At 68.2% G+C, this 23,328-nt stretch carries 20 protein-coding genes; 6 read left to right on the top strand and 14 right to left on the bottom strand.

What is annotated here, in order from left to right:
- Window positions 1–42: 42 nt before the first annotated feature.
- The 3 genes from ACW174_RS09890 to ACW174_RS09880 form a co-directional block, all read right to left on the bottom strand.
- Entirely contained in the window at window positions 43–675 is a 633-nt protein-coding gene (locus ACW174_RS09890) for a peptidylprolyl isomerase (RefSeq protein WP_492014261.1), read from the bottom strand.
- Window positions 676–686: 11 nt separating this feature from the next.
- Complete coding sequence (locus ACW174_RS09885; protein ID WP_492014260.1) at window positions 687–1,325, bottom strand: histidine phosphatase family protein; 639 nt, start codon at window positions 1,323–1,325, stop codon at window positions 687–689.
- A gap of 61 nt (window positions 1,326–1,386) precedes the next feature.
- Window positions 1,387–2,307, bottom strand: a complete 921-nt coding sequence (locus tag ACW174_RS09880; RefSeq protein WP_492014259.1) for a histone deacetylase family protein — start codon at window positions 2,305–2,307, stop codon at window positions 1,387–1,389.
- Window positions 2,308–2,371: 64 nt separating this feature from the next.
- Between ACW174_RS09880 and ACW174_RS09875 the strand changes: the two genes are divergently transcribed.
- From ACW174_RS09875 to ACW174_RS09860, 4 genes are read left to right on the top strand one after another with little or no spacing between them, the layout of a single operon-like run.
- A complete protein-coding gene (locus ACW174_RS09875) occupies window positions 2,372–2,899 on the top strand; it encodes a GNAT family N-acetyltransferase (RefSeq protein WP_492014258.1) in 528 nt (175 codons plus the stop codon).
- 51 nt (window positions 2,900–2,950) lie between these two features.
- The gene (locus ACW174_RS09870) at window positions 2,951–3,610 is read left to right on the top strand and encodes a hypothetical protein (RefSeq protein WP_492014257.1); all 660 of its coding nucleotides are present in this window, start codon (window positions 2,951–2,953) and stop codon (window positions 3,608–3,610) included.
- 60 nt (window positions 3,611–3,670) lie between these two features.
- Window positions 3,671–4,849: a vWA domain-containing protein gene (locus ACW174_RS09865; RefSeq protein WP_492014256.1), complete on the top strand. Its 1,179-nt coding sequence runs from the start codon at window positions 3,671–3,673 to the stop codon at window positions 4,847–4,849.
- Between the two features lie 34 nt (window positions 4,850–4,883).
- Window positions 4,884–5,390, top strand: coding sequence for a hypothetical protein (locus ACW174_RS09860; protein ID WP_492014255.1), 507 nt, complete (start codon window positions 4,884–4,886; stop codon window positions 5,388–5,390).
- A gap of 69 nt (window positions 5,391–5,459) precedes the next feature.
- Here ACW174_RS09860 and ACW174_RS09855 read toward each other — a convergent pair whose 3' ends face one another.
- The 5 genes from ACW174_RS09855 to ACW174_RS09835 all read right to left on the bottom strand — a co-directional run bounded on the left by ACW174_RS09855 (window position 5,460) and on the right by ACW174_RS09835 (window position 9,129).
- Window positions 5,460–5,645 carry a CsbD family protein gene (locus ACW174_RS09855; protein ID WP_492014254.1) on the bottom strand — a complete coding sequence of 62 codons (186 nt, stop codon included), beginning with the start codon at window positions 5,643–5,645 and terminating at the stop codon, window positions 5,460–5,462.
- Between the two features lie 86 nt (window positions 5,646–5,731).
- Window positions 5,732–6,184, bottom strand: a complete 453-nt coding sequence (locus ACW174_RS09850; RefSeq protein WP_492014253.1) for an NUDIX domain-containing protein — start codon at window positions 6,182–6,184, stop codon at window positions 5,732–5,734.
- 1 nt (window position 6,185) lies between these two features.
- Window positions 6,186–7,232 carry a sensor histidine kinase gene (locus ACW174_RS09845; protein WP_492014252.1) on the bottom strand — a complete coding sequence of 349 codons (1,047 nt, stop codon included), beginning with the start codon at window positions 7,230–7,232 and terminating at the stop codon, window positions 6,186–6,188.
- Window positions 7,229–7,654, bottom strand: coding sequence for a response regulator (locus ACW174_RS09840; RefSeq protein ID WP_492014251.1), 426 nt, complete (start codon window positions 7,652–7,654; stop codon window positions 7,229–7,231). The genes ACW174_RS09845 and ACW174_RS09840 overlap by 4 nt, the downstream gene beginning before the upstream one ends.
- Window positions 7,654–9,129, bottom strand: coding sequence for a sensor histidine kinase (locus ACW174_RS09835; protein ID WP_492014250.1), 1,476 nt, complete (start codon window positions 9,127–9,129; stop codon window positions 7,654–7,656). The genes ACW174_RS09840 and ACW174_RS09835 overlap by 1 nt, the downstream gene beginning before the upstream one ends.
- Before the next feature lie 164 nt (window positions 9,130–9,293).
- On the opposite strand from ACW174_RS09835, the gene ACW174_RS09830 reads away from it, so the two are divergent.
- Window positions 9,294–10,001: a hypothetical protein gene (locus tag ACW174_RS09830; protein ID WP_492014249.1), complete on the top strand. Its 708-nt coding sequence runs from the start codon at window positions 9,294–9,296 to the stop codon at window positions 9,999–10,001.
- Window positions 10,002–10,159: 158 nt separating this feature from the next.
- Entirely contained in the window at window positions 10,160–15,958 is a 5,799-nt protein-coding gene (locus ACW174_RS09825) for a beta strand repeat-containing protein (protein WP_492014248.1), read from the top strand.
- Window positions 15,959–16,026: 68 nt separating this feature from the next.
- Here ACW174_RS09825 and flhA read toward each other — a convergent pair whose 3' ends face one another.
- From flhA to fliF, 6 genes are all read right to left on the bottom strand, one after another.
- Window positions 16,027–18,120 carry a flagellar biosynthesis protein FlhA gene (flhA, locus tag ACW174_RS09820; RefSeq protein ID WP_492017267.1) on the bottom strand — a complete coding sequence of 698 codons (2,094 nt, stop codon included), beginning with the start codon at window positions 18,118–18,120 and terminating at the stop codon, window positions 16,027–16,029.
- An 83-nt stretch (window positions 18,121–18,203) separates the two neighbouring features.
- Window positions 18,204–19,601, bottom strand: coding sequence for a sigma-54-dependent transcriptional regulator FlbD (gene flbD, locus ACW174_RS09815; RefSeq protein ID WP_492014247.1), 1,398 nt, complete (start codon window positions 19,599–19,601; stop codon window positions 18,204–18,206).
- A 58-nt stretch (window positions 19,602–19,659) separates the two neighbouring features.
- Window positions 19,660–19,992, bottom strand: coding sequence for a flagellar motor switch protein FliN (gene fliN / locus ACW174_RS09810; RefSeq protein WP_492014246.1), 333 nt, complete (start codon window positions 19,990–19,992; stop codon window positions 19,660–19,662).
- A complete protein-coding gene (locus ACW174_RS09805; protein WP_492014245.1) occupies window positions 19,992–20,642 on the bottom strand; it encodes a FliH/SctL family protein in 651 nt (216 codons plus the stop codon). Before ACW174_RS09805 ends, fliN begins: the two co-directional genes overlap by 1 nt.
- A gap of 1 nt (window position 20,643) precedes the next feature.
- Complete coding sequence (gene fliG / locus ACW174_RS09800) at window positions 20,644–21,669, bottom strand: flagellar motor switch protein FliG (protein ID WP_492014244.1); 1,026 nt, start codon at window positions 21,667–21,669, stop codon at window positions 20,644–20,646.
- A 14-nt stretch (window positions 21,670–21,683) separates the two neighbouring features.
- Window positions 21,684–23,318: a flagellar basal-body MS-ring/collar protein FliF gene (fliF, locus tag ACW174_RS09795; protein WP_492014243.1), complete on the bottom strand. Its 1,635-nt coding sequence runs from the start codon at window positions 23,316–23,318 to the stop codon at window positions 21,684–21,686.
- Between the last annotated feature and the right edge of the window lie 10 nt (window positions 23,319–23,328).

Here is a 23,328-nt window from a genome sequence, read left to right as displayed (position 1 = left end):
ACCCTAGAGGGGCCGGAAGCGCGCCTCAAGCGGTCAGAGCGCTTAATCCCGGCTTTCAGCGACGCGGGCGGCGGAGAGGATCTGCACGGGCGGCGCCAGCATCTGGCCCTTCATCACCCCCTCGCCCTCCGTCGGCGACTTGGGCGCGACCAGGATGGCGCGGACCAGATCCATGCCCTCAACCACCCGCCCGAAGGCGGCGAAGCCGGGATCGTCGGGCGCGGTCTTGCCCGCATCGAGCGAGGTCAGCGGGCCCCGGATAATGAAGAAATCGCCGGTCGCCGTGCCGGGCGTGTAGCGGGCCATGGAGATGACGCCGTCGGTATGGGTCAGGCCCGTCTGGCTGGTCGGCTCATGGGCGACGGGCGGCAGGATGCGGGTCCGGGCGTTGTTCGTGCCGCCCTGGATCAGGCCGATGTCGGCCCCCAGCTCCATGCCGCGATAGAAGGTCGTGCCGTCGAAGCGATGCTCGTCGACATAGCGCAGGAAGTTGGCGGAGGTGATCGGCGCGCGGGGGTCGGTCTCGATGACGATGGTCCCCAGGGTGGTCACGAGGGCGACCCGGACGCCGGCTTCCGCGACCGCTTCGGTCGTCGGCGCGTCCTGCGCGAGGGCGGGCGCGGCCGTCAGGGCGGACAGGCAGAGCAGGCCGGAAAGCAGGAACCGCCGGATCATATGCGTCTCCGTCAGCGCTTCTCGAAGCGGCGCTGGGACCAGTAGCGGAAGCCCTGGTTGTGGACGAGCTTCCAGCCGGCGGCCTTCAGCCGCTTGCCGACCATGTGGTTGAAATAGCCGTGGGCCAGCACCAGCACGTCCTGGCCGGAGGCGGCGCGGCCGATCAGGACCTGCGCGGCCTGTTCGGCGCGGGCCTCGGCCTCCCGGCGGGTTTCCTGCCCCTCATGATGATTGAAGGCGTGCCACCAGAAGCGGGCGACGCCGCCCCAGTATTTCGGCGGAAGCTTGAACCAGGCCGGGAAGTGCGGCGGCGGCAGGGGCGCCTCGATGAACAGGGCGTCGGTCAGGATCTCCTTGCCCGCGGCGGCGGCGGCGGCGGTTTCCTGCGCCCGGGGACGGGTCGAGGCGTAGATCGCGCCCGCGCCCTCGGCGGTGGCCAGCAGTTCGGGCGGCGGAGTCTGGCCCGCGCGCAGGCCGCCGACCTCGTATCGGGCCCACCACTCGCGGTACTGATCCGAGGTCAGCATGCATTTGCGCGACAGGGCGGGTTCGCCGTGACGCGCCAGGGTGATGGAGCCGGGACGCACCGCCAGCGGGGCCGCGCGAGACGGCGCGGGCTCGATCGGTGCGGACGCGGGGGCTTCAACCAAGGACGTGTCTCTCGCGGCGAGGGGCATGATGTGCGGACCAACGCCTTGCGGCGGTCTGTCCTTATTCCTCCCCCAAGGCCTGTACATGGGCGACCGACGAACGGCCCAGCCCCTCTAGGTCGTAACCGCCCTCGAGCGAGGAGACAACCTTTCCCCCGCAGCATGACCGCGCGACCTCGATGACAGCGCGGGTGGCCCAGGCGAAATCTTCGGCCTCGAGGCTCTGATGCGCCAACGGATCACGCCGGTGGGCGTCGAAACCAGCGGAGATCAGAATCAGGTCCGGCCGGAAATCCTGCAGCGCGGGCATCAACCCGCCGGAGAAGGTGGCGCGCCAGGCCTCGCGCGCCGCATGGGCCGGGACCGGCGCGTTGACGATATTGCCGACGCCGGTCTCCGACGCGGCGCCCGTGCCGGGATAGAGGGGCATCTGGTGGATGGAGCCGAGGAACAGGCTGTCGTCATCCTCGAAGGCCGCCTGGGTGCCGTTGCCGTGGTGGACGTCGAAATCGATGACGGCGACACGGGCCAGCCCTTCCGCCTGCGCCACCCGCGCCGCCACGGCGACGTTGGAGAACAGGCAGAAGCCCATGGCGCGGTCCGGCTCGGCATGGTGGCCGGGCGGGCGGATGGCGGCGAAGGCGCGGGTCAGTTCGCCCCGGCTCACCGCGCGCACCGCATCGACCACCGCCCCGGCCGCCAGCCGCGCGGCGCGAATGCTGCCGGGAGACAGGACGGTGTCGGCGTCCAACTGGTTCAGACCTTCGACGGGCGAGGCGTCCAGCAGGCGGGCCACATAGGCGGCGGGATGCAGTCGCTCCAGATCGGCGACGGCGGCTTCGGTCGCCTGCCGGCGGTCGCGATCCAGCCCGGCCTCCGCCAGAGCCCCCAGAACGGCGCGCAGCCGCTCGGGGCTTTCCGGATGGCCCTGACCCGGCTGGTGGGCGAGCATGTCGGTGTGGGTGAAAAGGGTGGCGCTCATGACGGCGAGACTAGGCGCGCGCCCTCGACTTGTCGCGCGCGGATACAGGCTCTAGGGCGGAGCCATGACCGAAGCCACGATCCGTCCCGCCCGCATCGAAGACGCGCAAGCCCTGGCCGACCTGGGTCGGGAAACCTTCGTCGACACCTTCGTGACCGGGTTCGGCATTCCCTATCCGGTGGCGGACCTGACGGCGTTTCTGGACGCCAGTTTCAACGCCGACACCATCCGCACCAAGATGGCCGAACGGGGCGCGGCCTGGTGGGTGGCGGAACGGGACGGCGAACTGCTGGCCTTCGCCAACACGGGGCCGAACACCCTGCCCCACCCCGACGGCAAGAGCAGTCATGCGGAGCTGCGGCGGCTGTATGTGTCCAAGGCCGCGCAGGGACTGGGGTTGGGCACCCGGCTGCTGGCCATCGCGCTGGAGTGGATGGAGGCCAACAGCGACGGCCCGCTGTGGATCGGCGTCTGGAGCGGCAATCTGAAGGCCCAAAAACTCTATGAGGCCTACGGCTTCGAAAAGGCGGGCGAGTACCGGTATCCGGTCGGCTCGTGGTTCGATGACGAGTTCATCCTGCGGCGCGGATAGACGGGAGCCACGGGGCGTGGCTTGATCGGCGCCTGTTTTCGGGGGACGACCATGCTTGCTCGCTTGACCTTCATCGCCACCCTGGCCGTTGCACCGGCGGCCGTAGCGCAGGACGCGCCGGCGCGCGCCGGCGCGGAACAGATCGCCGCGTCGCGCGCCCTGGCCGATCAGCTTATCGCCGACGGTGACGCCGCGGGCATCTTCGTCAACTCGACCAAGGATGACGGGGTGGCCCGCGTGACCCACGTCGCCAGCGGCATGACCTGCACGTTCGACGGCGGCCCCGAGGATCGGGTCTACATCTTCCCGCAAGGCCCCGGCGGCATTCCGCGAGGCGAGGATGTGGGCTGCGTTTCGCGCGACGACGCCCTGAAGATCGACCTGACGCTCTACGCCACCCATTACCGTCCGCTGCCCGATGCAACCGAGGTTCTGGCCATTGCCCGGCAGGGGATCATGGCCCGTTGGCCTGACGCCCTGCCCTACACCGGGAGTCTCCCCGCAACGACCGTGGAAGGCCGCGCCCCGACGCGGATCGCCGCCTACAAGATCCGGATGGACGACGCCGAAATGCTCACGATGGCGCTGGTGACCCATCGCGACGGTTGGGGCTTCAAGGCCCGCGCGACCGGCCCTTACGGGGATGCGACGGGCGTCGCCCTGTACACGGGGCTCATGCTTGAGAGCAGCTTGCTGAGGCGCGAGGACTGAGCCCTCAACCCGCGCCGGATTTAATTGGGCGGCGGCCCCGCCCCTGCTAGTCTGCCTCCCATGCTCCTGCCCTTCTTCACAGCCCTGCGCGACGCCAAGGTTCCGGTCTCGATGAAGGAATGGCTCCATCTGATGGAGGCCATGGACAAGGGGCTGGCCGACGGGAAGGTCGATGACTTCTACCACCTGTCGCGCGCCGTGCTGGTCAAGGACGAGAAGCACTACGACCGCTTCGATCAGGTGTTCGGCAAGGTGTTCGCGGGCATCGAGACGGTGGGCGCGGGCGAGGACCTGACCGCCCGTCTGCCCGAAGACTGGCTGCGGTTGCTGAACGAGAAATTCCTCTCCGACGAGGAGAAGGCCGAGATCGAGGCCATGGGCGGGTTCGACAAGCTGATGGAGACGCTGAAAGAGCGGCTCGAGGAGCAGAAGGGTCGGCACGAGGGCGGCAACAAATGGGTCGGCACCGGCGGGACCAGCCCGTTCGGCCATGGCGGCTACAATCCCGAGGGCGTGCGCATCGGCGGGCCCGGCAAGCACGGCCGGGCCGTGAAGGTCTGGGAAAAGCGCGAGTACAAAAACCTGGACGACCAGGTCGAGCTGGGCACCCGCAACATCAAGGTCGCCCTGCGCCGCCTGCGCCGCTTCGCCCGTCAGGGGGCGGCCGAAGAACTGGACATGGACGCCACCATCGACGGCACCGCGCGTCAGGGCTGGCTGGACATCCACATGCGGCCCGAGCGGCGCAATACGATCAAGGTGGTGCTGTTCCTCGACATCGGCGGCTCGATGGATGCCCATGTGAAGATGTGCGAGGAGCTGTTCTCGGCCGCGAAAACCGAGTTCAAACACCTGGAATTCTTCTACTTCCACAACTGCCTTTACGAGGGGGTGTGGAAGGACAACCGGCGTCGGCACGCCGAGAAGATCGACACCTGGGACGTGCTGAACAAATACCCCGCAGACTGGCGCGCCATCTTCGTGGGGGACGCCACCATGTCCCCCTATGAGATCACCATGCCCGGCGGCTCGGTCGAACACTGGAACGAGGAAGCGGGCGCGGTCTGGCTGAAGCGGGCGACGCAGCAGTGGGACAAGGTCGCCTGGCTGAACCCGTCGCCGGAGCGGTACTGGAGCTATTCCGCCTCTGTCGGCCTGATCCGCGAAGTGGTCGATGAGCGGATGTATCCGCTGACGCTGGAAGGCCTCGAGAAGGCGATGCGGGCGTTGGCGAAATAGGCTAGCGTGGGCGCACACATCCGGAGGCTTCCCCATGCTGACCGCCGCCGTGCTTTCCGCCCTGATGCTGCAACAGGCCGCCGCCGGTCCGGTGGTGTGGACGACGCCCCTGCCGGCGCCCGAGCCTGTCGCTGCGGCCGAAGCGCCGCCGCTCCCGGACTGGGCCCGGGCCGATCCCTATGGCTATGAGCGGTCCGAATGCAGCCCCCTGATCCGGGCCGCGTCGGAGACGATGGAAGCCTGCCAGACGCGCGTCCGCTTCGCCCTCGCCGCCAATCTGGGGAACGCCGTGCCCGCGGGGCTGAGGCCCACGGCCTCGATGGACAATTGTCGTCAGGAAGCCGCGGGGGATCGCTACGCCCTGCAGTGCGCGGCCCCGTCCCGCACCGTGCCCGCGGAGCCTGACCTGAGGGACAAGGTGTGCAACACCCGCCCCAGCGGCACGCGCGAGGGCGTCATGACCTATCGCGAGGAGTGCACGGTCGGCGGCCAGCCGGTCCGCGAAGAGGGACTGCGCATCAACCTCGGCGGTCGCGACTAGGCGACGAACAGACAAACGCCGCGCCCCTTGCGGAGCGCGGCGTCTGATTGAGTGAGGTTCGGGCGAACCTTAGTTGCGCTTGTCGTCGCGCAGGGTGTCCTTGATGCCACCCACGGTGTTCTGGACCTTGCCTTCGAGCTGGTCGGCCTTGCCTTCAGCTTTCAGCTTTTCGTCACCGGTCACCTTGCCGGCGAATTCCTTGGCCTTGCCGCCGAGGTTCTTGGCGGCGCCTTCAACGCGATCATGATCGGCCATGATAAGCTCCCTGAGTTGACGACGCCGGAAGAGCGTCGCTTCGGCAGGAACAACCGTGGGGGGGCGCTGGGGTTCCCTCGGCGGGATCAGCCCTTACGCCGCAGCCAGGTCGCGACCGCCCAGGCGTGGGCGTCGTGGCGCAGTTCGGTCAGGGCGGTGTGCGGGTGCAGCCAGACCAGTTCGTGGTCCGCCTCGACCTTGGCCGACGGATCCAGCGAGACCTGTTCGGCGATCCAGAAACCGCCGGTGTTGTTCAGCGGCTCGCCGGTGGATTTGCGGAAATACTGGGCGGCCTCGGCGATGCGGGCGAAGGGACGGACGGTCATGCCGGTCTCCTCGACGAACTCGCGAACCAGCGCCTGCTCCTCGGTCTCGTCGCCGTCCACGGCCCCGCCCGGCAGGTCGTAATAGCTGCCCTCCCCGCGATCGACGCGGACACAGGCCAGCCTGCCGTCATGGAAGACCAGGCCGAAGGCGACGGGACGGCGGACGTAGTCCAGGCCGGGCTCGGCGAGGCCGAACTGCAGGGCGGCGGTCATGTCAGAGGTCGAAGGCCAGACGGGCGCGGACGCCGCTATGAGCCTTGTCGAACTCGACCGCCGAGCGCAGGCCCGACGCCATGGCCGAGATGATCTTCCCGCCCAGACCGGTGCCCTTGGGCGTGCCGTCGCCCATGCCGGGACCGTCGTCCTCGACCGTCAGCAGGGCGCGGCCGTCGGAGCCGGTGCGCAGGATGACGCGGATTTCGCCGCCCTGGCCGGGGGCGTAGGCGTATTTGACGGCGTTGGTGACCAATTCGGTCACGACCACGCCCAGCGACACCGCCTGATCGGTCGAAACGCGCATGGGTTCGACCTCCAGCGTGATGGCCGGCGAGCCCGCGCCGGGGCCGACCGACTTGCCGAGTTCGTCGATCAGGCCCTTCAGATACTCGTCCATGTCGACCGAGGACATGTCGCCGGAGGTGTAGAGGCGGCGGTGGACGTGGGCCACGGCCTCGATCCGCGCCTGGGATTCCTTCAGGGCCGCGCGGGCGCCGTCGTCGGCCAGGTGGCGCAGCTGCAGGGACATGAAGCTGGACACCAGCTGCAGCGAGTTGCCGACGCGGTGGTTGACCTCGCGCAGCATGGCCTCGGCCCGGTCGCGGGCGAGGCGGACCTGCTCGTGGGCCTCGTCGTTCTCGCGCTGAAGACGGCGACGCGAGACCGCCTCCTCCAGCGCATTACGCAGCAGGGCGGTGAAGTCCTCGGACACGTCCTTGATGACGTAGTCGGCGGCGCCGGCGCGCAGGGCGGCGACGGCGATGCGGCCCTCCTGAGCCCCGGTGACATAGACCACCGGCGGCGGATCGTTCAGGGCGACGATGTCCGGCAGGACGTCCAGCCCCTCGCGGCCGGGCATGTAGTGGTCCAGCGCGACGGCGTCGAAATCGCCGGGACGCGCGATGAGGAGGTCCAGCCCCGCGTCGCCGTCAGGCGCGCAGGTGACGGCATAGCCGTGACGCCCCAGCTCCTTCTCGACCAGTCGCGACAGTCCGCGATCATCGTCGATATAGAGCAGGCGAATGACCTCCCCTTCGGTTTTCACTCGATTTCCGGCGCCTGCATGACGGAGAGGAAGAGCCCGAGCTGGCGGATCGCGCCCGCGAAGCTCTCATAATCGACCGGCTTGGTGATGTAGACGTTGCAGCCCAGATCGTAGCAGCGCTGGATCTCGACCTTGTCGTCCGTGGTGGTCAGGACGACCACCGGGGCGCGGCGCAGGCGTTCGTCGTTCTTCACCCGCTCCAGAATGTCCGTACCCGACATATCCGGCAGGTTGAGGTCCAGCAGGATGAGCAGCGGCCCGTTGGCGCGCACTTCCGGGCTGAACAGATAGTCGATGGCCGAGCTGCCGTCGGCGAAGTGCGCGATATCGTTGGCGATATTGGCGCGGCGGATATTCTTCTCGATCAGCTTGGCGTGACCGAGGTCGTCTTCGATCATGACGATCTTGACGGAAGTGCTCATCAATACTCTCCGGCATCCGCGAGGATGAGGCGTGTGGGGAATTTGAGGATGAATGTCGAGCCCTTTCCGAGCTCTGAATCCACCGTGATTTCGCCGCCGAGCCGGCGAACGCTGTTGCGGACGAAGGCCAGCCCCAGCCCTTCGCCGGAGCGATCCTGACGGCCCGAGCGGCGGAACAGCTCGAAGATGCGTTCGTGGTCCCGGGGCGTGATGCCGCGCCCGTTGTCCTGGATGCGATAGAAGACCCAGCCGCCCTGTTCCTCACCCGAGACGACGATGCGGCCCGGACGGTCATGGTCGAGGTATTTGACCGCATTGTCGATCAGGTTGCCGAAGACCTGCTCGACCGACAGGCGGTCGCTGTCGAGGCGGGGCAGAGGTTCGACGATGATCTCGGCATTCGCCTCGCCGGTCTGGTGGTTCAGGCTGTCGGCGATGCCCTGGACCATCTTCGACATGTCCAGCAGTTCCGGCGTCAGGGAGCGGCGGCCTTCGCGGGACAGCTTCAGGATGGCGTTGATCAGCCGGTCCATCTTCTCGGTCGACGCCCGGATGAAGCCGATGGCCTCGGGCATGTCCTCGCGGACGGCCATGATGACGTCGGCGTCCACCGGGCGCGTCTTCTCGGCGTCGGCGATGGCCTTGTCGATGACCTTGCCGGCCTGCTCCAGCTCCGAGGTGTAGCCCATGACATTGACCAGGGGCGCGCGCAGGTCGTGGCTGACGATATAGGCGAAGCGCTGGATTTCCTCGTTGGCCCGGGTCAGGTCGGCGGTGCGCTCGCGCACCTGCCCCTCCAGCCCGGCGTTCATGCGGGCGATGGCCTCCCGGCCCTCCTGGATCTCCATCACATAGCGCCGCAGCATCCAGGCCACGACGGCGGCCAGCGCCAGGATCAGCAGGGCGCCGATCGCATTGGCGACCACCGTCACCGAGCTGGCCCACTCGGTCTGACGGGTGCGGAACTGCAGGCGCGTCTGGGTGATCTCGTCGACGGCCAGGGTTTCGGCGCGGAACGCGTCCATCGCGGCCTTGCCCTCGTTGCTGCGCACGACGCCCAGCGCCTGTCCCAGTCGCCCGGTCCGGGCCATGTCCACCGTGCGCTGCAGTTCCGCCAGCTTGGACTCGGCCAGTTCGCGCAGGTGGGCGACGCGCGGTTCGAGGTCCACGTCGCCGGTCGACAGGCGGGTCAGTTCGTCCAGCATCTCCGGCAGGTCGCGGGACGCCTCGTTATGCACCTGCAGATATTCGGGATTGCCGGTCAGCAGGAAGCCGCGCTGGCCGGTCTCGGCGTCGATCAGACGGATCAGCACGGTCCGCGTCTGACGGCGCAGCTGCTGGGTGGCTTCCACATCGTCGTTGAAGCGCGCCGTGCGGTCGATCATCACGAAGGTGGCGATGTTGCTGGCCAGCAGCAGGACGAGCGCGAGCGTCAGGAGGCCCGCGACACGCCGCCCGAGGGTGGGTGTCCGCAAAAACTGACCCAAGGCCCCAAGGGTGTCGCGCCAAGCCGAACTCATCGGGCGGGAGCATTAGCGCCGCCATTTGCCCTGTCCAGTCGCCTTGGGGGAGAAACCCTCGCACTGTTGAGGATTTACGGTAAAGATTGTCCCGTCTTGATCGGGGGAAAGGGACGCAGATGGTTTGGTGGTGGTGGATCGCTCCGGCGGTCGTGGGGCTGATCGGCCTGGTTCTGCTGGTGAAGGGGCTCGGCGCCCTGTTCCGGGGCAGGATCGTCGGCGGGCTCCTGGGCGGGGTCGGCGGCGCGGGTTTCCTGGCCGCCGCCGCGATCGCGTCACTGCTGGCGCTGGATATCCAGACCTATTCTCGCCTGACCTATGAGCGGCCCGTGGCGACGATCATGACGCGCCAGCTCGGACCGCAGTATTTCGAGGCGACGGTGATCCAGCACGCGCGCGGTCAGGACATGCCGGCGGCGACAAACCTCTACCCGCTGCACGGCGACGAGTGGCGGATCGAGGCGCAGGTGCTGAAATGGAAGCCATGGGCCAATGTCATGGGTCTGGACACCCAGTACCGGCTGGACCGCCTGTCGGGCCGCTACCAGTCCGTCGAGCAGGAGATCAACGCCGAGCGCAGCGTGCATCCGTTGACGCCGACGGAGACGGACAACGGCCTGCCGTGGAAGATCAGCACCTGGGACACGGCGCGGAAGTACCGGCGCTACGTCGACGCCGTGGACACCCTGTACGGCGGCGCGGCCTATATGCCGATGGCCGACGGCGCCCAGTATGAAGTCTGGATTACCCAGTCCGGACTGGTCGCCCGCCCCGTCAACGACGCGGCGCGCAACGCCTCGGCGGGCGGCTGGACGCCGGTGCAGTAAGGCCGGCGCCCGGACACGCGTCACAGGGGAATTTCCCTGATGATACCGGGACGTACAGACCAGACTCTGGGACGGACAGACATTTCCGCGTTCGTCCGGCACGCCTAATGATGTGTTAATCGCCCGGGCGTCCGACGCGATGCGCGGGGAATTCCGAGATGCCATCCGTCCTTACCGGCCTGAACACCACCGTGTCCGTCACGGAGGGTGGCGCCGCAGTGCTGCTGTCTCCCGGCGCGACCCTGTCGGGCGACGGCGTCTTCGGCGCGGGCGCCTATCTGGTGCTTCGGGGCGGCGCCCCGGGCGACAGCTTCGCCGTGCGTAGCACGGGAGACGCGCCGGGGCAGATCAATGTGGTCGGCAACACCCTCGTCTACTACGGGGGTGTGCAGATCGGCACGGTCAGCACCGTCGAGGGCGAATACCGGATCACGTTCAACGCCGATGTGACCGCCGCGGCGGTCGAGGCGATCGTGCAGAACCTGACCTATCAGAACACGTCGAACGACCCGACCGCGCACCATGAGCTGTTCCTGAACGTGGTCGATGTGAACGGAGCGGACCTGGGCCTCACCCGGTCCGGCGACGCCTTCGCCATCCGCACCTTCACCCAGACCAACGGCGTCCTCATCGACGACGGCAGCGCCACCACCCCCTTCATCTGGACCTTCAGCAACGCCCCGACCCTGTTCTCCGGTACGGCGACAAACACCAACCTGACCCTGCACGGGTTCAACTATGTGGATGATCGCGGCATGGAGGCCGCCAGTTTCGGCGCGGGGACCATCGTCGCCAACGTCGGGCTGACGAACCTGGTCTACACGCGCGGCAACCTGTACGGCGACGCGACCGACGCGATCGTCGCGGGCGGTTCCGACGGCTCCCTGCGCCTGTTCCGGCACAATCCAAGCGCCGCGCAGCAGGCCTTCACCGCCGATGTGGGCGCCAACAGCTCGCCGACCCTGGCCGACATCGACAGCGACGGCGACCTCGACCTGATCGTCGGCGCGGCGGACGGCCATCTGTACCTCTTCGCCAACACGGGCACGGCCACCGATCCGGTGTTCGAGTCCCGGACCGGCGCCGACAACCCGTTCGATGCCATCACGGTGACCGGCTTCAGCGCGCCCGCCTTCCTCGACGTCGATCATGACGGCGACGTGGATCTGGTGCTGGGCTCGGCGGACGGGACGCTCCGCTATTTCCAGAGCAGCGGCGGCCTGACCCCCGTCTTCACCGAACAGACCGGCGACGCCAACCCGTTCGACGGCATCGACGTGGGTAACCGCAGCGCGCCCTTCGTCTTCGATCTGAACGGTGACGGTCGGCTGGACCTGATCATCGGCCAGGCCGACGGCCGCTACACGGTTCTGGAATCGGTCGACACGCGCGGGGCCGAGATCGACGTCCACATCACGCCGATCAACAGTCTGCCGACGGCGTCCGGCGGGTCGGGGCTGACTGTCGCCGAGGGCGGCAGCGCGGTGATCTCCAACATGCAACTGAACTTCATCGACACGGAAACCCAGCAGTCCGAGCTGGTCTACACCCTGACCAGCATCCCCGGCGGGGAGGTCTTCCTGGGCGGCGTCGCCCTGACGGTGGGCCAAACCTTCACCTACGCTGACCTTCAGGCCGGGCGGATCAGTTACCGGCACGGCGGCGCCGAGGAAACGGCCGTCCAGATCGGCTATACCGTCACTGACGACGATGGTGGCGTGCAGGCCGACCAGACCCTGAACATCACCATCACGCCGGTGAACGACGCGCCGGTAATGACCGGCGCAACCGGCGCCGGCTTCGACGAGAGCCTGGTCAACAGCGCGCCGCAGCGACTGCTGACCGGTGTGACCGTCACGGATGCCGAGGGCAATTTCGACGGCGGCAAGGTGGTGATCGGCGGCCTGTTGGCCGAGGATCGCGTCACGATTGGACAGCAGGGCGCCGGGGCCGGCCAGATTTCCCTCTCAAGCGCCGACAGCGGCGCGACCGTCAGCTATGGCGGCGTGGCCATCGGCGTTCTGGTGATCGGAACCGACCAGACCCTGACCGTGACCCTGAACGCCAATGCGACCGCAGCCGCGGTGCAGGCGCTGGTCAATGATCTGTACTACGCCAACGTCTCCGACGCCCCGACGGTTACGCGTGATCTCTATGTCAACGTCGTGGACGGCGCCGGCCGCGATCTGGTCACCGGGTACAGCTTCGCGCCCGCGGTCGTCGCAACGGGCCTGCCGACCGGCCTGGTGATCAATGCGTCGCCCGAACTGGCGGACATGGACGGCGACGGCGATCTGGACCTGTTCATGGGCCAGTCGGACGGCTTCGTCTCCTATTACCAGAATACCGGTTCGACCGCGGCGCCGGTCTATAGCCTGGCGCCGACGCCGACCGGGCTGACGGCGGACTACGGCTCCTTCTCGGAGGTCGAAACGGCCGACATGGACGGCGACGGCGATCTGGATGTGTTCGTCTCGGCCCCGGGCGGAGTTCGCTATTTCCGCAACGACGGCGACGCCACCACGCCGAACTTCACGCTCGTGAACACCCTCACGACCGGAACCGTTGCCCGGAGCGCCGTGTCGGTGGGCGATCTGGACGGCGACGGCGACCTGGACGTGGTCGTCGGCAATAGCGGCGCCAACATGCGCTACATCCAGAACACCGGCAGCGCGACCGCTCCGACCCTGACCTTGCTGCCCGCCGGGCAAGGACCGGTGAACTTCGCGTCGGGCTCGACGGTCACCCATCCTCTTTTGCTCGACATCGACGGCGACGGCGACCTCGACATGCTGATGGGCGCCCAGAACGGCTCAGTGACCTTCCGCGAGAACACGGGCACGGCGACCGCCCCCGTGTTCGGTGCGCAGCAACTGTCATTCTTCGGACCGACCCCCGCCGGAATCGTCACGCGACTGGACAGCGCCGACATCGACGGGGACGGAGACCAGGACATCCTGATCGCCGTCGGCAACGCGGGGACGGCCACCACGACCCAGTTCTTCGTCTATGAGAACACCACGCCGCGCGGCCAGACCGTGACCGTGACCATCAACCCCCAGGACGAGCCCGACCTGCGGGAAGACCGCTTCTCCATCGACGACGATGTCGTGCTGACCGGCTCCCTGTTCGCCGACAACGGCTACGGCGCCGACAGCGGTCCCCGGCTTGTGGTCAATGCCCTGTTCGACAGCCCGGGAGCCGTGGGTCGGCCGATCACCTTCCCCTCGGGCGCGACGCTGACGGTGCAGGCGGACGGCACCTTCACCTACGACCCCGGTCCGCTGCGGGACCTGGCCCCGGGCGCCAGCCATTACGAGTCCTTCAACTACAGTGTCGAAGGCGTTTACCAGCAGGTGATCATCAGGGTGAACGGCGCGGACAACGACGACACCGCGACCAGTACGGCGGGCGACGACACCCTGATCGGGGGAGCCGCTGGAACCGACACCGTGGTCTACAGCGGCGCGACCTCGGCGGTGCGCGTCGACCTGCGTCAGACCGTGGCGCAGAACACCAGCGGGGCCGGGACCGATACGCTTTCGGGCTTTGAGAACCTGACCGGTTCGGACTTCAACGACCTGCTGATCGGCGCGGGCGCCGACAACGTCCTGCGCGGCGGCCTGGGCGCCGACACCCTGCTGGGTCTGGGCGGAAACGACATCCTGGTCGGCGGCGCGGGCGCGGCCAATACGCTGCAGGGCGGGCTGGGCGACGACGTCTATGTGGTCGAGGCCCAGGACACCGTGGTCGAACTGGCCGGACAGGGGCGCGACCGGGTCGAGACCACGCGCAACCTCTACACCCTGTCCGCCAATGTCGAGGACCTGACCTTCACCGGGACCGGCGCCTTCACCGGCTACGGCAACGCCTCGGACAACGTCCTCACCGGCGGCGCCGGCGATGATTTGCTGATCGGCGGCGCGGGCGCCGATACGCTGAACGGCGGTCTGGGCAGCGACACGGCGGTCTATACGGCGGCGGCCGGCGGCGTGACCGCCGACCTGAACGCAGGCGTGGCGACGAACGACGGCGACGGGTCCTCGGACGTCCTGAGCGGGATCGAGAACCTGACCGGCTCGGCCTTCGACGACACCCTGACGGGCGCCGCGGGCGTCAACTATCTGATCGGCGGCGCGGGCGACGACGTCATCAACGGCCGCGGCGGCAATGACTGGCTGTACGGCGGCGACGGCGAAGACACCGTCTCCTATGCCGACGCGACCGCCGGCGTGGCGGCGTACCTCTACGCCCGTACGGCGCAGGACGGCGAAGGCGGCATGGACGTTCTCACCGGCTTCGAGAACGTCACGGGCTCGGCCTTCAACGACCTTCTGGTCGGCGACGAGGGTGGCAACGAACTGCGGGGCGGCGCCGGGCGCGACGTCCTGCTGGGCCGCGAGGGAGCGGACGTGCTTTACGGCGGTGCGGGCGCGGCGAACCAGCTCCAGGGCGGGAGTGGAAACGACGCCTATTACGTCGACGCCGTCGGCGACACGATCATCGAACTGGCCGGCGAGGGCTATGACCTGGCCTATGTGAGCGTCAGCGCCTTCGTCGTGCCGACGAACGTGGAGCAGATCTATTACACGGGCGCCGGCGACTTCACCGCCGTCGGCAACGCCCAGGCCAACTACATCTACGGCGGCACGGGCCGCGACCTGCTGATCGGCGGCGACGGCAATGACATCCTGAGTGGCGGAACCGGCGCGGCCAACACCCTGATCGGCGGGACGGGCAGCGACGACTACTACGTCTCGGCGGTCGGCGACTCCGTGGTCGAACTGGCCGATGAGGGCGACAACGACCGCGTCCTGACGACCCTGACCAGCTATCGCCTGTCCGCCAATGTCGAGCACCTGAGCTATGTGAGCTTCGGCGGGACCGCCGGGTTCAACGGAACGGGCAATGCACTGGACAACACCCTCTTCGGCGGGGACGGCGACGATGTGCTGCACGGTCTGGAGGGGAACGACACCCTCTACGGCGGCAGCGGCAATGTCAGCGGCGGCCTGTTCGGCGAGCCCGTCGTCGACAACGGCGACGGCGTGGACACCCTGATCGGCGGGGCGGGCAATGACCGGCTGGTCAGCTTCCGCGCCATCGGCGACCGCATGGAAGGCGGGACGGGGGACGACATCTACGAGTTCGACAGCCAGCCGCAGGCCCTGATCGAACGGGCCGGCGAGGGCACGGACACCATCCGCACCGCCCTGACCAGCTGGACCCTGGCCGAGAATTTCGAGAACCTCAGCTTCATTGGTCAGGTCGGGTTCAGCGTGCCGCTGACCGCGGACGTCACGGGCATCGGCAATGCCGCGAACAACGTCATCATCGGCGGTCAGGGGAATGACACCCTGACCGGTCTGGCCGGGGACGACAGCCTGAACGGGAACGACGGCGACGATGTCCTGACCGGCGGGCTGGGCGACGACACCCTGACCGGCGGCAGCGGCACGGACACCGTCTATATGACGGGGCTGCGCAGCGAATACACGCTGGACACCGCCACCACCTCATCAGGGCTGTTCCACATCACCGACACGGTGGCGGGGCGCGACGGCGCGGACTCGTTGTTCTATGTCGAGCGCATCGTCTTCTCGGACGGCGAGGTCTACATGGTCCCCGCCCCGGCCGCGCCGACCTTCCCGGGCATGCCCGGCGGTCCGGGCTTCCCCGGCTTCCCGGGCGGTTTCGCACCCGGCCTGTCGGAGAAGGACGACGGCGTCTGGACGCTTCCGGCCCTGTCGGATGATGACTTCCTGTCCGTCGGCGGCGATCAGCCGCCGGTGCTTCCGGCGCTCGACGCCACGGTCAAGGCCTTCGACCTGCCGCAGGTCCAGCCGGGTCTTGAGATCGCGCTGGAGGATATGGTGGTCCGCCCGACGCCCGGCGCCTTCAACGGCGCCCTGCACAACGCCGATCTGGTCGCCTATTACGACCACTGGCTGATGTAGGGGCGTCGCGGCGCAGGCCGGACGAAAAAAGGGCCGCGGCGGAGCGATCCGCCGCGGCCCTTTTCAATTCAGACGGAGCCGATGGTCCGCAGGCGCGCCTTGGGGTGCACCTCGTTCTGGCTCATCACCACGGTCTGGCCGCGGAAGCGTTCGATGATCGAGCGGACGTAGGGGCGGACCTGCGGCCCGGTCAGCAGCACCGCCGTCTCGCCCGACATGGCGGCGCGCTCGAACACGTCGCGGACGGCGCGGATGAAGTCCTGCAGGCGCGAGGGCGCCATGGCCAGCTGCTTGTCCTCGCCGGGGCCGATCAGGCTTTCGGCGAAGGCCTGCTCCCACTCGGGCGACAGGGTGACGATGGGCAGGGCGCCGTCGTCGCCCTTGTGCTGCCAGCACAGCTGGCGGGCCAGTCGGGCGCGGACGTGCTCGACCAGGGTCGTGACCGAGGTGGTGTGCGGCGCGGCCTCGGCCAGGCCTTCCAGAATGGCGGCCAGATCGCGGATCGAGACCTTCTCGCGCAGCAGGGACTGGAGGACGCGCTGCAGGGTGGTCACCGTGACCACGGCCGGGATCAGCTCCTCGACCAGCTTCTTCTCTTCCGTGCCGAGCTCCTTCAGCAGCTTCTGCACCTCGGCGTAGGAGAGCAGGTCGGCCATGTTCTCCTTGAGGATCTCGGTCAGGTGGGTGGTCAGCACGGTCGAGGGGTCGACGATGGTGTAGCCGCGGAAGGTGGCTTCCTCGCGCAGGCTTTCGTCGATCCAGGTGGCGGGCAGGCCGAAGGCGGGTTCGCGCGTATGCTCGCCCGGCAGTTCGACCTGACGGCCCGCCGGGTCCATGGCCATCAGCGAGCCGAGGCGCACCTCGCCGGTCCCGGCCTCCATCTCCTTGATGCGGATGGCGTAGCCCTGGGTGCCGAGGCGCATGTTGTCGAGGATGCGGACCGACGGCATGACGAAGCCGTACTCCTGGGCCAGCGAGCGGCGCAGGGCGCGTACCTGATCGGTCAGGCGGCGCCCCTCCAGATCGTTGATCAGGGACAGCAGGGAATAGCCCAGCTCGATCTTGACCTCGTCGATGGTCAGGGCGGTGCCGATCGGCTCCTCGACATCCTCCCTGGGGCCGGCGGCGGTCTGGGCCAGCTCGGCCTCGGTGGGCTGGGGCTTGAGCCGCTCGCGACCCAGCTTCCAGGCCATGAAACCGGTCCCCGCGGCCAGGGCGAAGAAGGGGATGATCGGCATGCCGGGGATCAGGCCGATCAGGGCCGAGGCGGCGGAGACGACGCCCAGGCTGACCGGGTTGGTGGCCAACTGGGCGACGAAGGCCTTGTCCGCGGTGCCTTCGACACCAGCCTTCGACACCAGGAAGCCGGCGGCGATGGAGATGATGATGGCCGGAACCTGGGTGACCAGACCGTCGCCGATGGTCAGCTGGACATAGGTGTTGGCGGCGTCGCCGATCGGCATGCCGTGCGAGATCACCCCGATCAGGATGCCGCCGATGGCGTTGATGAAGGTGATGATCAGGCCCGCGACGGCGTCGCCGCGCACGAATTTGGACGCGCCGTCCATGGCCCCGAAGAAGGTCGACTCCTGCTCCAGCTCCTTGCGGCGCAGCTTGGCCTGATCCTCGGTGATCAGGCCCGACGACAGGTCGGCGTCGATGGCCATCTGCTTGCCCGGCATCGAGTCCAGGGTGAAGCGGGCGGACACTTCGGCGATTCGGGTCGAGCCCTTGGTGATGACCACGAAGTTCACGACCAGGATGATCGAGAAGATGATCACCCCGATGATGAAATTGCCGCCCATCATCAGCTCGCCGAAGGCGGCGATGACCTGACCGGCGGACGCATGCCCCTCCTGCCCGTGGGTCAGGATCAGGCGGGTCGAGGCCAGGTTGAGGCCCAGACGGAACAGGGTCGAGACCAGCAGCACCGTCGGGAAGATGGCGAAGTCCAGCGGCCGCTTCATCATCACGGCCGTCATCAGGATCAGCACGGACGACACCAGCGAGATCGCCAGCAGCAGATCCAGCAGGAATTTCGGCACCGGCAGGATCAGCAGCATGATCACGCCGATCACGCCGACCGCCATCAGCACCTCGCCGCGCATGAACCAGCCACGCATGTCGCCGGCGGTGGGACGGGCGTAGCCGTCCTTCATCATGATCGGCGTGTCAGTCATGGCCGGGCGCTCCCGCGGACGGGGCTGGTCGGGACGCTTCTGCAGTCCTTACCCGGGTTCATGGATCAGGCCGCGTAGCCGGCGGCGGCGATGCCCGACTGGGGCGCGGGGATGCTCGTGCCCTCGTCGGCGTATTCGTTCAGCTTGTTGCGCAGGGTGCGGATCGAGATGCCCAGGATGTTGGCCGCATGGGTGCGGTTGCCCAGGCAGTGCGACAGGGTGTCGAGGATCAGGGTCTTTTCCATCTGCGCGACGGTCTGGCCGACGTGCGACCGGGTGACGACGTCGGCGGCGTGCGCCGCCCGGGCGGCGGGACCGGCGTCATGGGCCGGGGCGGCGCCGTGCGCGCCGGCGGACAGGGGCTGGCCGTCCGGAAGGCGGATGGCCTCGACGTCGATCTCGGGCCCGACCGCCAGCAGCACCGCGCGGTGCATGGCGTTTTCCAGCTCGCGGACGTTGCCGTTCCAGCGATGCGAGACCAGGGCGCGTTTGGCGTCGAACGAGATCGGCTTGACCGGCACGCCGTTGGCGGCGGCGTATTTCTTGACGAAGTGATCGGCCAGCACGGCGATGTCGCCCGGACGCTCGCGCAGGGCGGGCAGGCGCAGGTTCACGACGTTCAGGCGGTACAGCAGGTCTTCGCGGAAGGTCCCCTCGGCGACCGACTTGGCCAGGTCGCGGTTGGAGGTGGCGATGATGCGGATGTTGACCGGGACGGGCTTGGTCCCGCCGACACGGTCGATGACCCGCTCCTGGATGGCGCGCAGCAGCTTGGCCTGCAGGCGCACGTCCATCTCGGAGATTTCGTCCAGCAGCAGGGTGCCGCCGTCGGCCTCCTCGAACTTGCCGATGCGCCGGGCCATGGCGCCGGTGAAGGCCCCCTTCTCATGCCCGAACAGTTCGGACTCGAGCAGATTGTCAGGGATGGCGGCGCAGTTGACGCTGATGAACGGCCGGTCGGCGCGCTTGGACCCGCTGTGCAGGTAGCGGGCCATGACCTCCTTACCCACACCGCTCTCCCCCGTGATCAGGATCGAGGCTTCCGAGCGGGCGACCTGATCGGCGAGCTGGATGACGTGCGACATCGACGGGTCGGCCGAGATCATCGGACGGTCGTCATCGGCCACCGCCGACAGCACCGCCGCGATCAGGTCCGCTTCCGGCGGCAGGGGGATGAACTCCTTGGCCCCCGCGCGGATGGCGTTGGCCGCGTCCGTGGCGTCGGCGTCGACGCCGCAGGCCACCACCGGCACATGGATCCGCTCGTTCTCATTGGCCAGAATCAGCGCCGCGATGTCGACGCGGTAGTCGACCATCAGCAGGTCGGCCCCCTGCCCTCGACGGAGCTGTTCCGTCGCCTGATCGCCGCGCTCGACGTGCTGCACCTTGGCGCCGTGCGCCATGGCCATCTTCACCGCCGTCGCCAGCTGTCCGCTGAGCCTGCCAACCACCAGAAGCCGCATGGGTCTTCTCCTTAAATCCTACGCATCGATCCGCGTCCGCGAACCGGGTCCAACACCGTCAGGCGTTGCTGTCTTCGATCTTGATGATTTCCGTCATGGTCACGCCCAGACGGTCTTCCACGACCACCACCTCGCCGCGGGCGACGAGGCGGTTGTTGACGAAAATGTCGATGGCCTCGCCGACCTTGCGGTCCAGCTCCAGCACGCTGCCGCGGTTCAGCTTCAGCAGCTGGGCCACGGACATGTGGGCCTTGCCCAGCACGGCCGAGATATTGACCGGCACGTCGAAGACCGGCGCGAGATCGTGCGCGGTCTTGTCGGTGTGCTCTTCGTGCGCGGCAAGGCCGGGGGAGTCGGGGAACTCTTCCAGCGCCATGGTATCCGTGGCCATCAGGACCTCCCGTTCAGGGTTTCAGCGTGCCCGGCCTCGGAGGCCAGGGCGGAGTTCAGGGCCTCGACCATGCGGTCGAAGGTGGCCTTGGGATCGAAGTCGGCGCGGCCGTCGGCCCATTCCAGACGGAAGGCGGCGGGCGGCAGGCCGGGCTCATCGCGGAAGGCGACCACGCCCGAGAAGCCCGCGTCGACGCCCAACTGCTGCAGGCTGGCGCGGCTGTCGTCGGTCAGGTCGCCGGTCCGGATCACCAGACGGGGCGAGGCGTCGATCTCCTGCGCCAGGGTCTCCAGCGCGGCCTGCAGCGGCGCATGGGGGAAGCGGTCGAGGGCGGCGGCGGAGACGACGCGGGCGGCCGACATGGCCAGTTCCGCCGCCTGTTCGCGGTGGGCCTGGGCGATCTGGGTCAGGGCCGGAGCCGCGGAGGCCAGCGCCTGCGCGATCGAGGACAGGGCCATGGCCTGGATGCTGGCGACCTCGGCCAGAGCGGTCTCGCGGGCTTCCAGCGCGGCCTGGGCCACCAGCGCCTCGACCTCCGCCTGGGTCCAGGCGCGCTTGGTGGGACGCCAGGCCGTGGCCTGGATGACATCGCCGACCGAGTCGAACTCGGTGTCGAAGAAGAAGGCTCGTTTTTCGGGTTGCGCGGTCATGTCAGTAAATCAACTCGTCGTCGCCGCCCTGGCCGACCAGCATGATCTCGCCCTTGGCGGCGAGATCCTTGGCGACCTGAACCATGGCCATCTGGGCCTGATCGACGTCCTTCAGACGGACCGGCCCCATCGACTCCATGTCTTCGCGCATGATCTTGGCGGCGCGTTCGGACATGTTGGAGAAGAACATCTCGCGCAGGGTCTCGGACGCGCCCTTCATGGCGAGGCCGAGGGAGTCTTTCTCGACCGCGCGCAGCAGGGTCTGGATGCCGCCGGGGTCCAGCTTGGACAGGTCCTCGAACACGAACATCAGGGCGCGGATGCGCTCGGCCGCCTCGCGGTTGCGCTCTTCCAGCGCGCCGATGAAACGGGCCTCGGTCTGGCGGTCGAAGCTGTTGAAGATGTCGGCCATCAGTTCGTGGCTGTCGCGCTTGGACGTGCGCGCCAGGTTGGACATGAACTCGGTGCGCAGGGTCTGTTCGATCTTGTCGAGGATGTCGCGCTGCACCGGCTCCATGCGCAGCATCCGCTGCACGCACTCCAGGGCGAAGTCCTCGGGCAGGCTGGTCAGCACGCGCGAGGCGTGGTCCGGCTTGATCTTGGACAGGACGACCGCGACGGTCTGCGGGTATTCGTTCTTCAGATAGTTGGCGAGGACGGCCTCGTTCACATTGCCCAGCTTGTCCCACATGGTGCGACCGGCGGGACCGCGGATCTCCTCCATCAGGGCGTCGACGCGGTCGCCCGGCATGAAGGAGGCCAGCAGCTTCTGCGTCTGTTCGTAGCTGCCCATGACGGCGCCCGAGCCGCTCATGCCCGAGACGAACTCGACCATCAGCTCCTCGACCACCTGGGCGCTGACGGTGCCGAGCGAGGCCATGGCCTGGGAGATCTCCTTGATCTCCTCCTCGTCCAGACCTTCCCACAGCCGGGTGTGGTCCTCGCCCAGCGACAGCAGGATGACGGCGGCCTTTTCGGGCCCCGTCAGTTTCCTGACATCGTCGACAGCCGGTTTCTTGGTGACCATGCGCGCGCCGGACATCAGCCTTCGTGCACCCAGCTACGGAGGATGGAGGTCGACTCCTCGGGATGCTTCTCGACGAACTCGGCGACCTTCTTGACCGAAGACGCCTTCACCTGACCCTCGATGCGGGCGATGTCGAGCCGCTGCTCCATCTCCGACGGAGGGCCGCCCAGTTGCGGCACGCCGCCGGCTCCGCCGACGATGGTGGTCTGCAGCGAGGTGACGCCCGGGCCGGCCAGCTGGGCCTGACCCGGCGTGGGGCCGCCGGTGGTGGCGGTCTTCAGCAGGGGGCGCAGGACGAAGAAGATCAGCAACACGCCGGTGATCAGCAGCACCAGCAGCTCGACCCCGCGCATGGCGTCGTCCTTGGTGAAGTTGAACATCGAGCTGCCCGCCTCTTCGCCGCCGGCGGCCAAGGGGTCGCGGTTGAAGCGGACGTTGAGCACCTCGATCTTGTCGCCCCGCGTCTCGTCGATGCCGACGGCGGCGGCGACCAGCGACTTGATCTGGGCGATCTCTTCCGCCGTGCGGGCGGTATAGGTCGGCTCGCCCTTGCCGTCGGCGGCCGGGGTCCACTTGCCGTCCAGCAGCACCGACACGGCCAGCTTCTTGACCTCGCCCGCCTCTTTCACCGTGGTCGTGGTGGTGTTGGAGATTTCGTAGTTGGTGGTCTCGGTGTTCTGGGTGTCGCGCGAGCCCTGCGGCGTCGCGGCGGGAGCCTGCCCCCCGGGAATGTTGTTGGCCGCGGTGGCGCCGCCGTCCGGGGCGCTGCTGGTGTCCGAGCTCTCCGAGCCGTTGGTCTGGGTCGACTTCACGACCTGGCCGTCGGGATCGAAGCGCTGCTCCTGGGTCGTGGAGCGGGCGTGATCGATCTCGGCGGTGACCTGCACGCGCGCGCCGCCGACGCCGACGACGCCCTCGACGATATCCTTGATGCGGGCCTGCAGCTGCGATTCAGTCTGGCCGCGCGCCTCCTCGGCGGAGGCCGCGCTGAAGCCGTCGGCGCCCGAGCCCGCCGCCAGGGTGCGGTTCGAGGTGTCGGTCAGGGTGATCTTCTCGGGCTTCATATTGGGCACCGAGGAGGCGACGACGTTACGGATCGCCTGCACCTGCGCACTGGTCAGCTGCCCGCCGGTCACGCCCACGACGACCGAGGCGGTCGGTTCGGCGGCCTGGGACTGGAACAGCTCGCGGCGCGGCATGGCGATCATGACCCGCGCCGACTGGATGCCGCGCATGGTCATGATGGTGCGCGCCAGCTCGCCCTCGAGCGCGCGCTTCTCGTTGAGGTTCTGCTGGAACTCGGTCTGGCCCAGCACCGACTGGTTGTCGAAGATTTCGTAGCCGACGCTGCCCGAGGTCACGAGACCCTGCCCGGCGACCAGCATGCGGGCCTCGCCCACCTGATCGCGGCTGACGAAGATGGTCGAGCCGTCGCCCTTGGAGCTGTATTTGATGCCCGCCGTATCCAGGGCCGAGGTGACCGAGGAGGCTTCCCGCAGGTCGAGGCCCGAGTACAGCAGGGCGTCCGGCGCCTGACCGATACGCAGCATGACGGCGATCAGCACAGCCGCGACGCCGGCGGCGACGCCCAGCACCACGGCCAGCCGGCCGATCCCGAATCTCTGCAACGCCGCCGTGAAGCCGCCCACGCGCTCTCGC

Source organism: Brevundimonas sp. AVps31, assembly GCF_058681355.1.
Note: the sequence above shows the minus strand (reverse complement) of the source record. Positions and strands in the feature narration are given on the sequence as shown.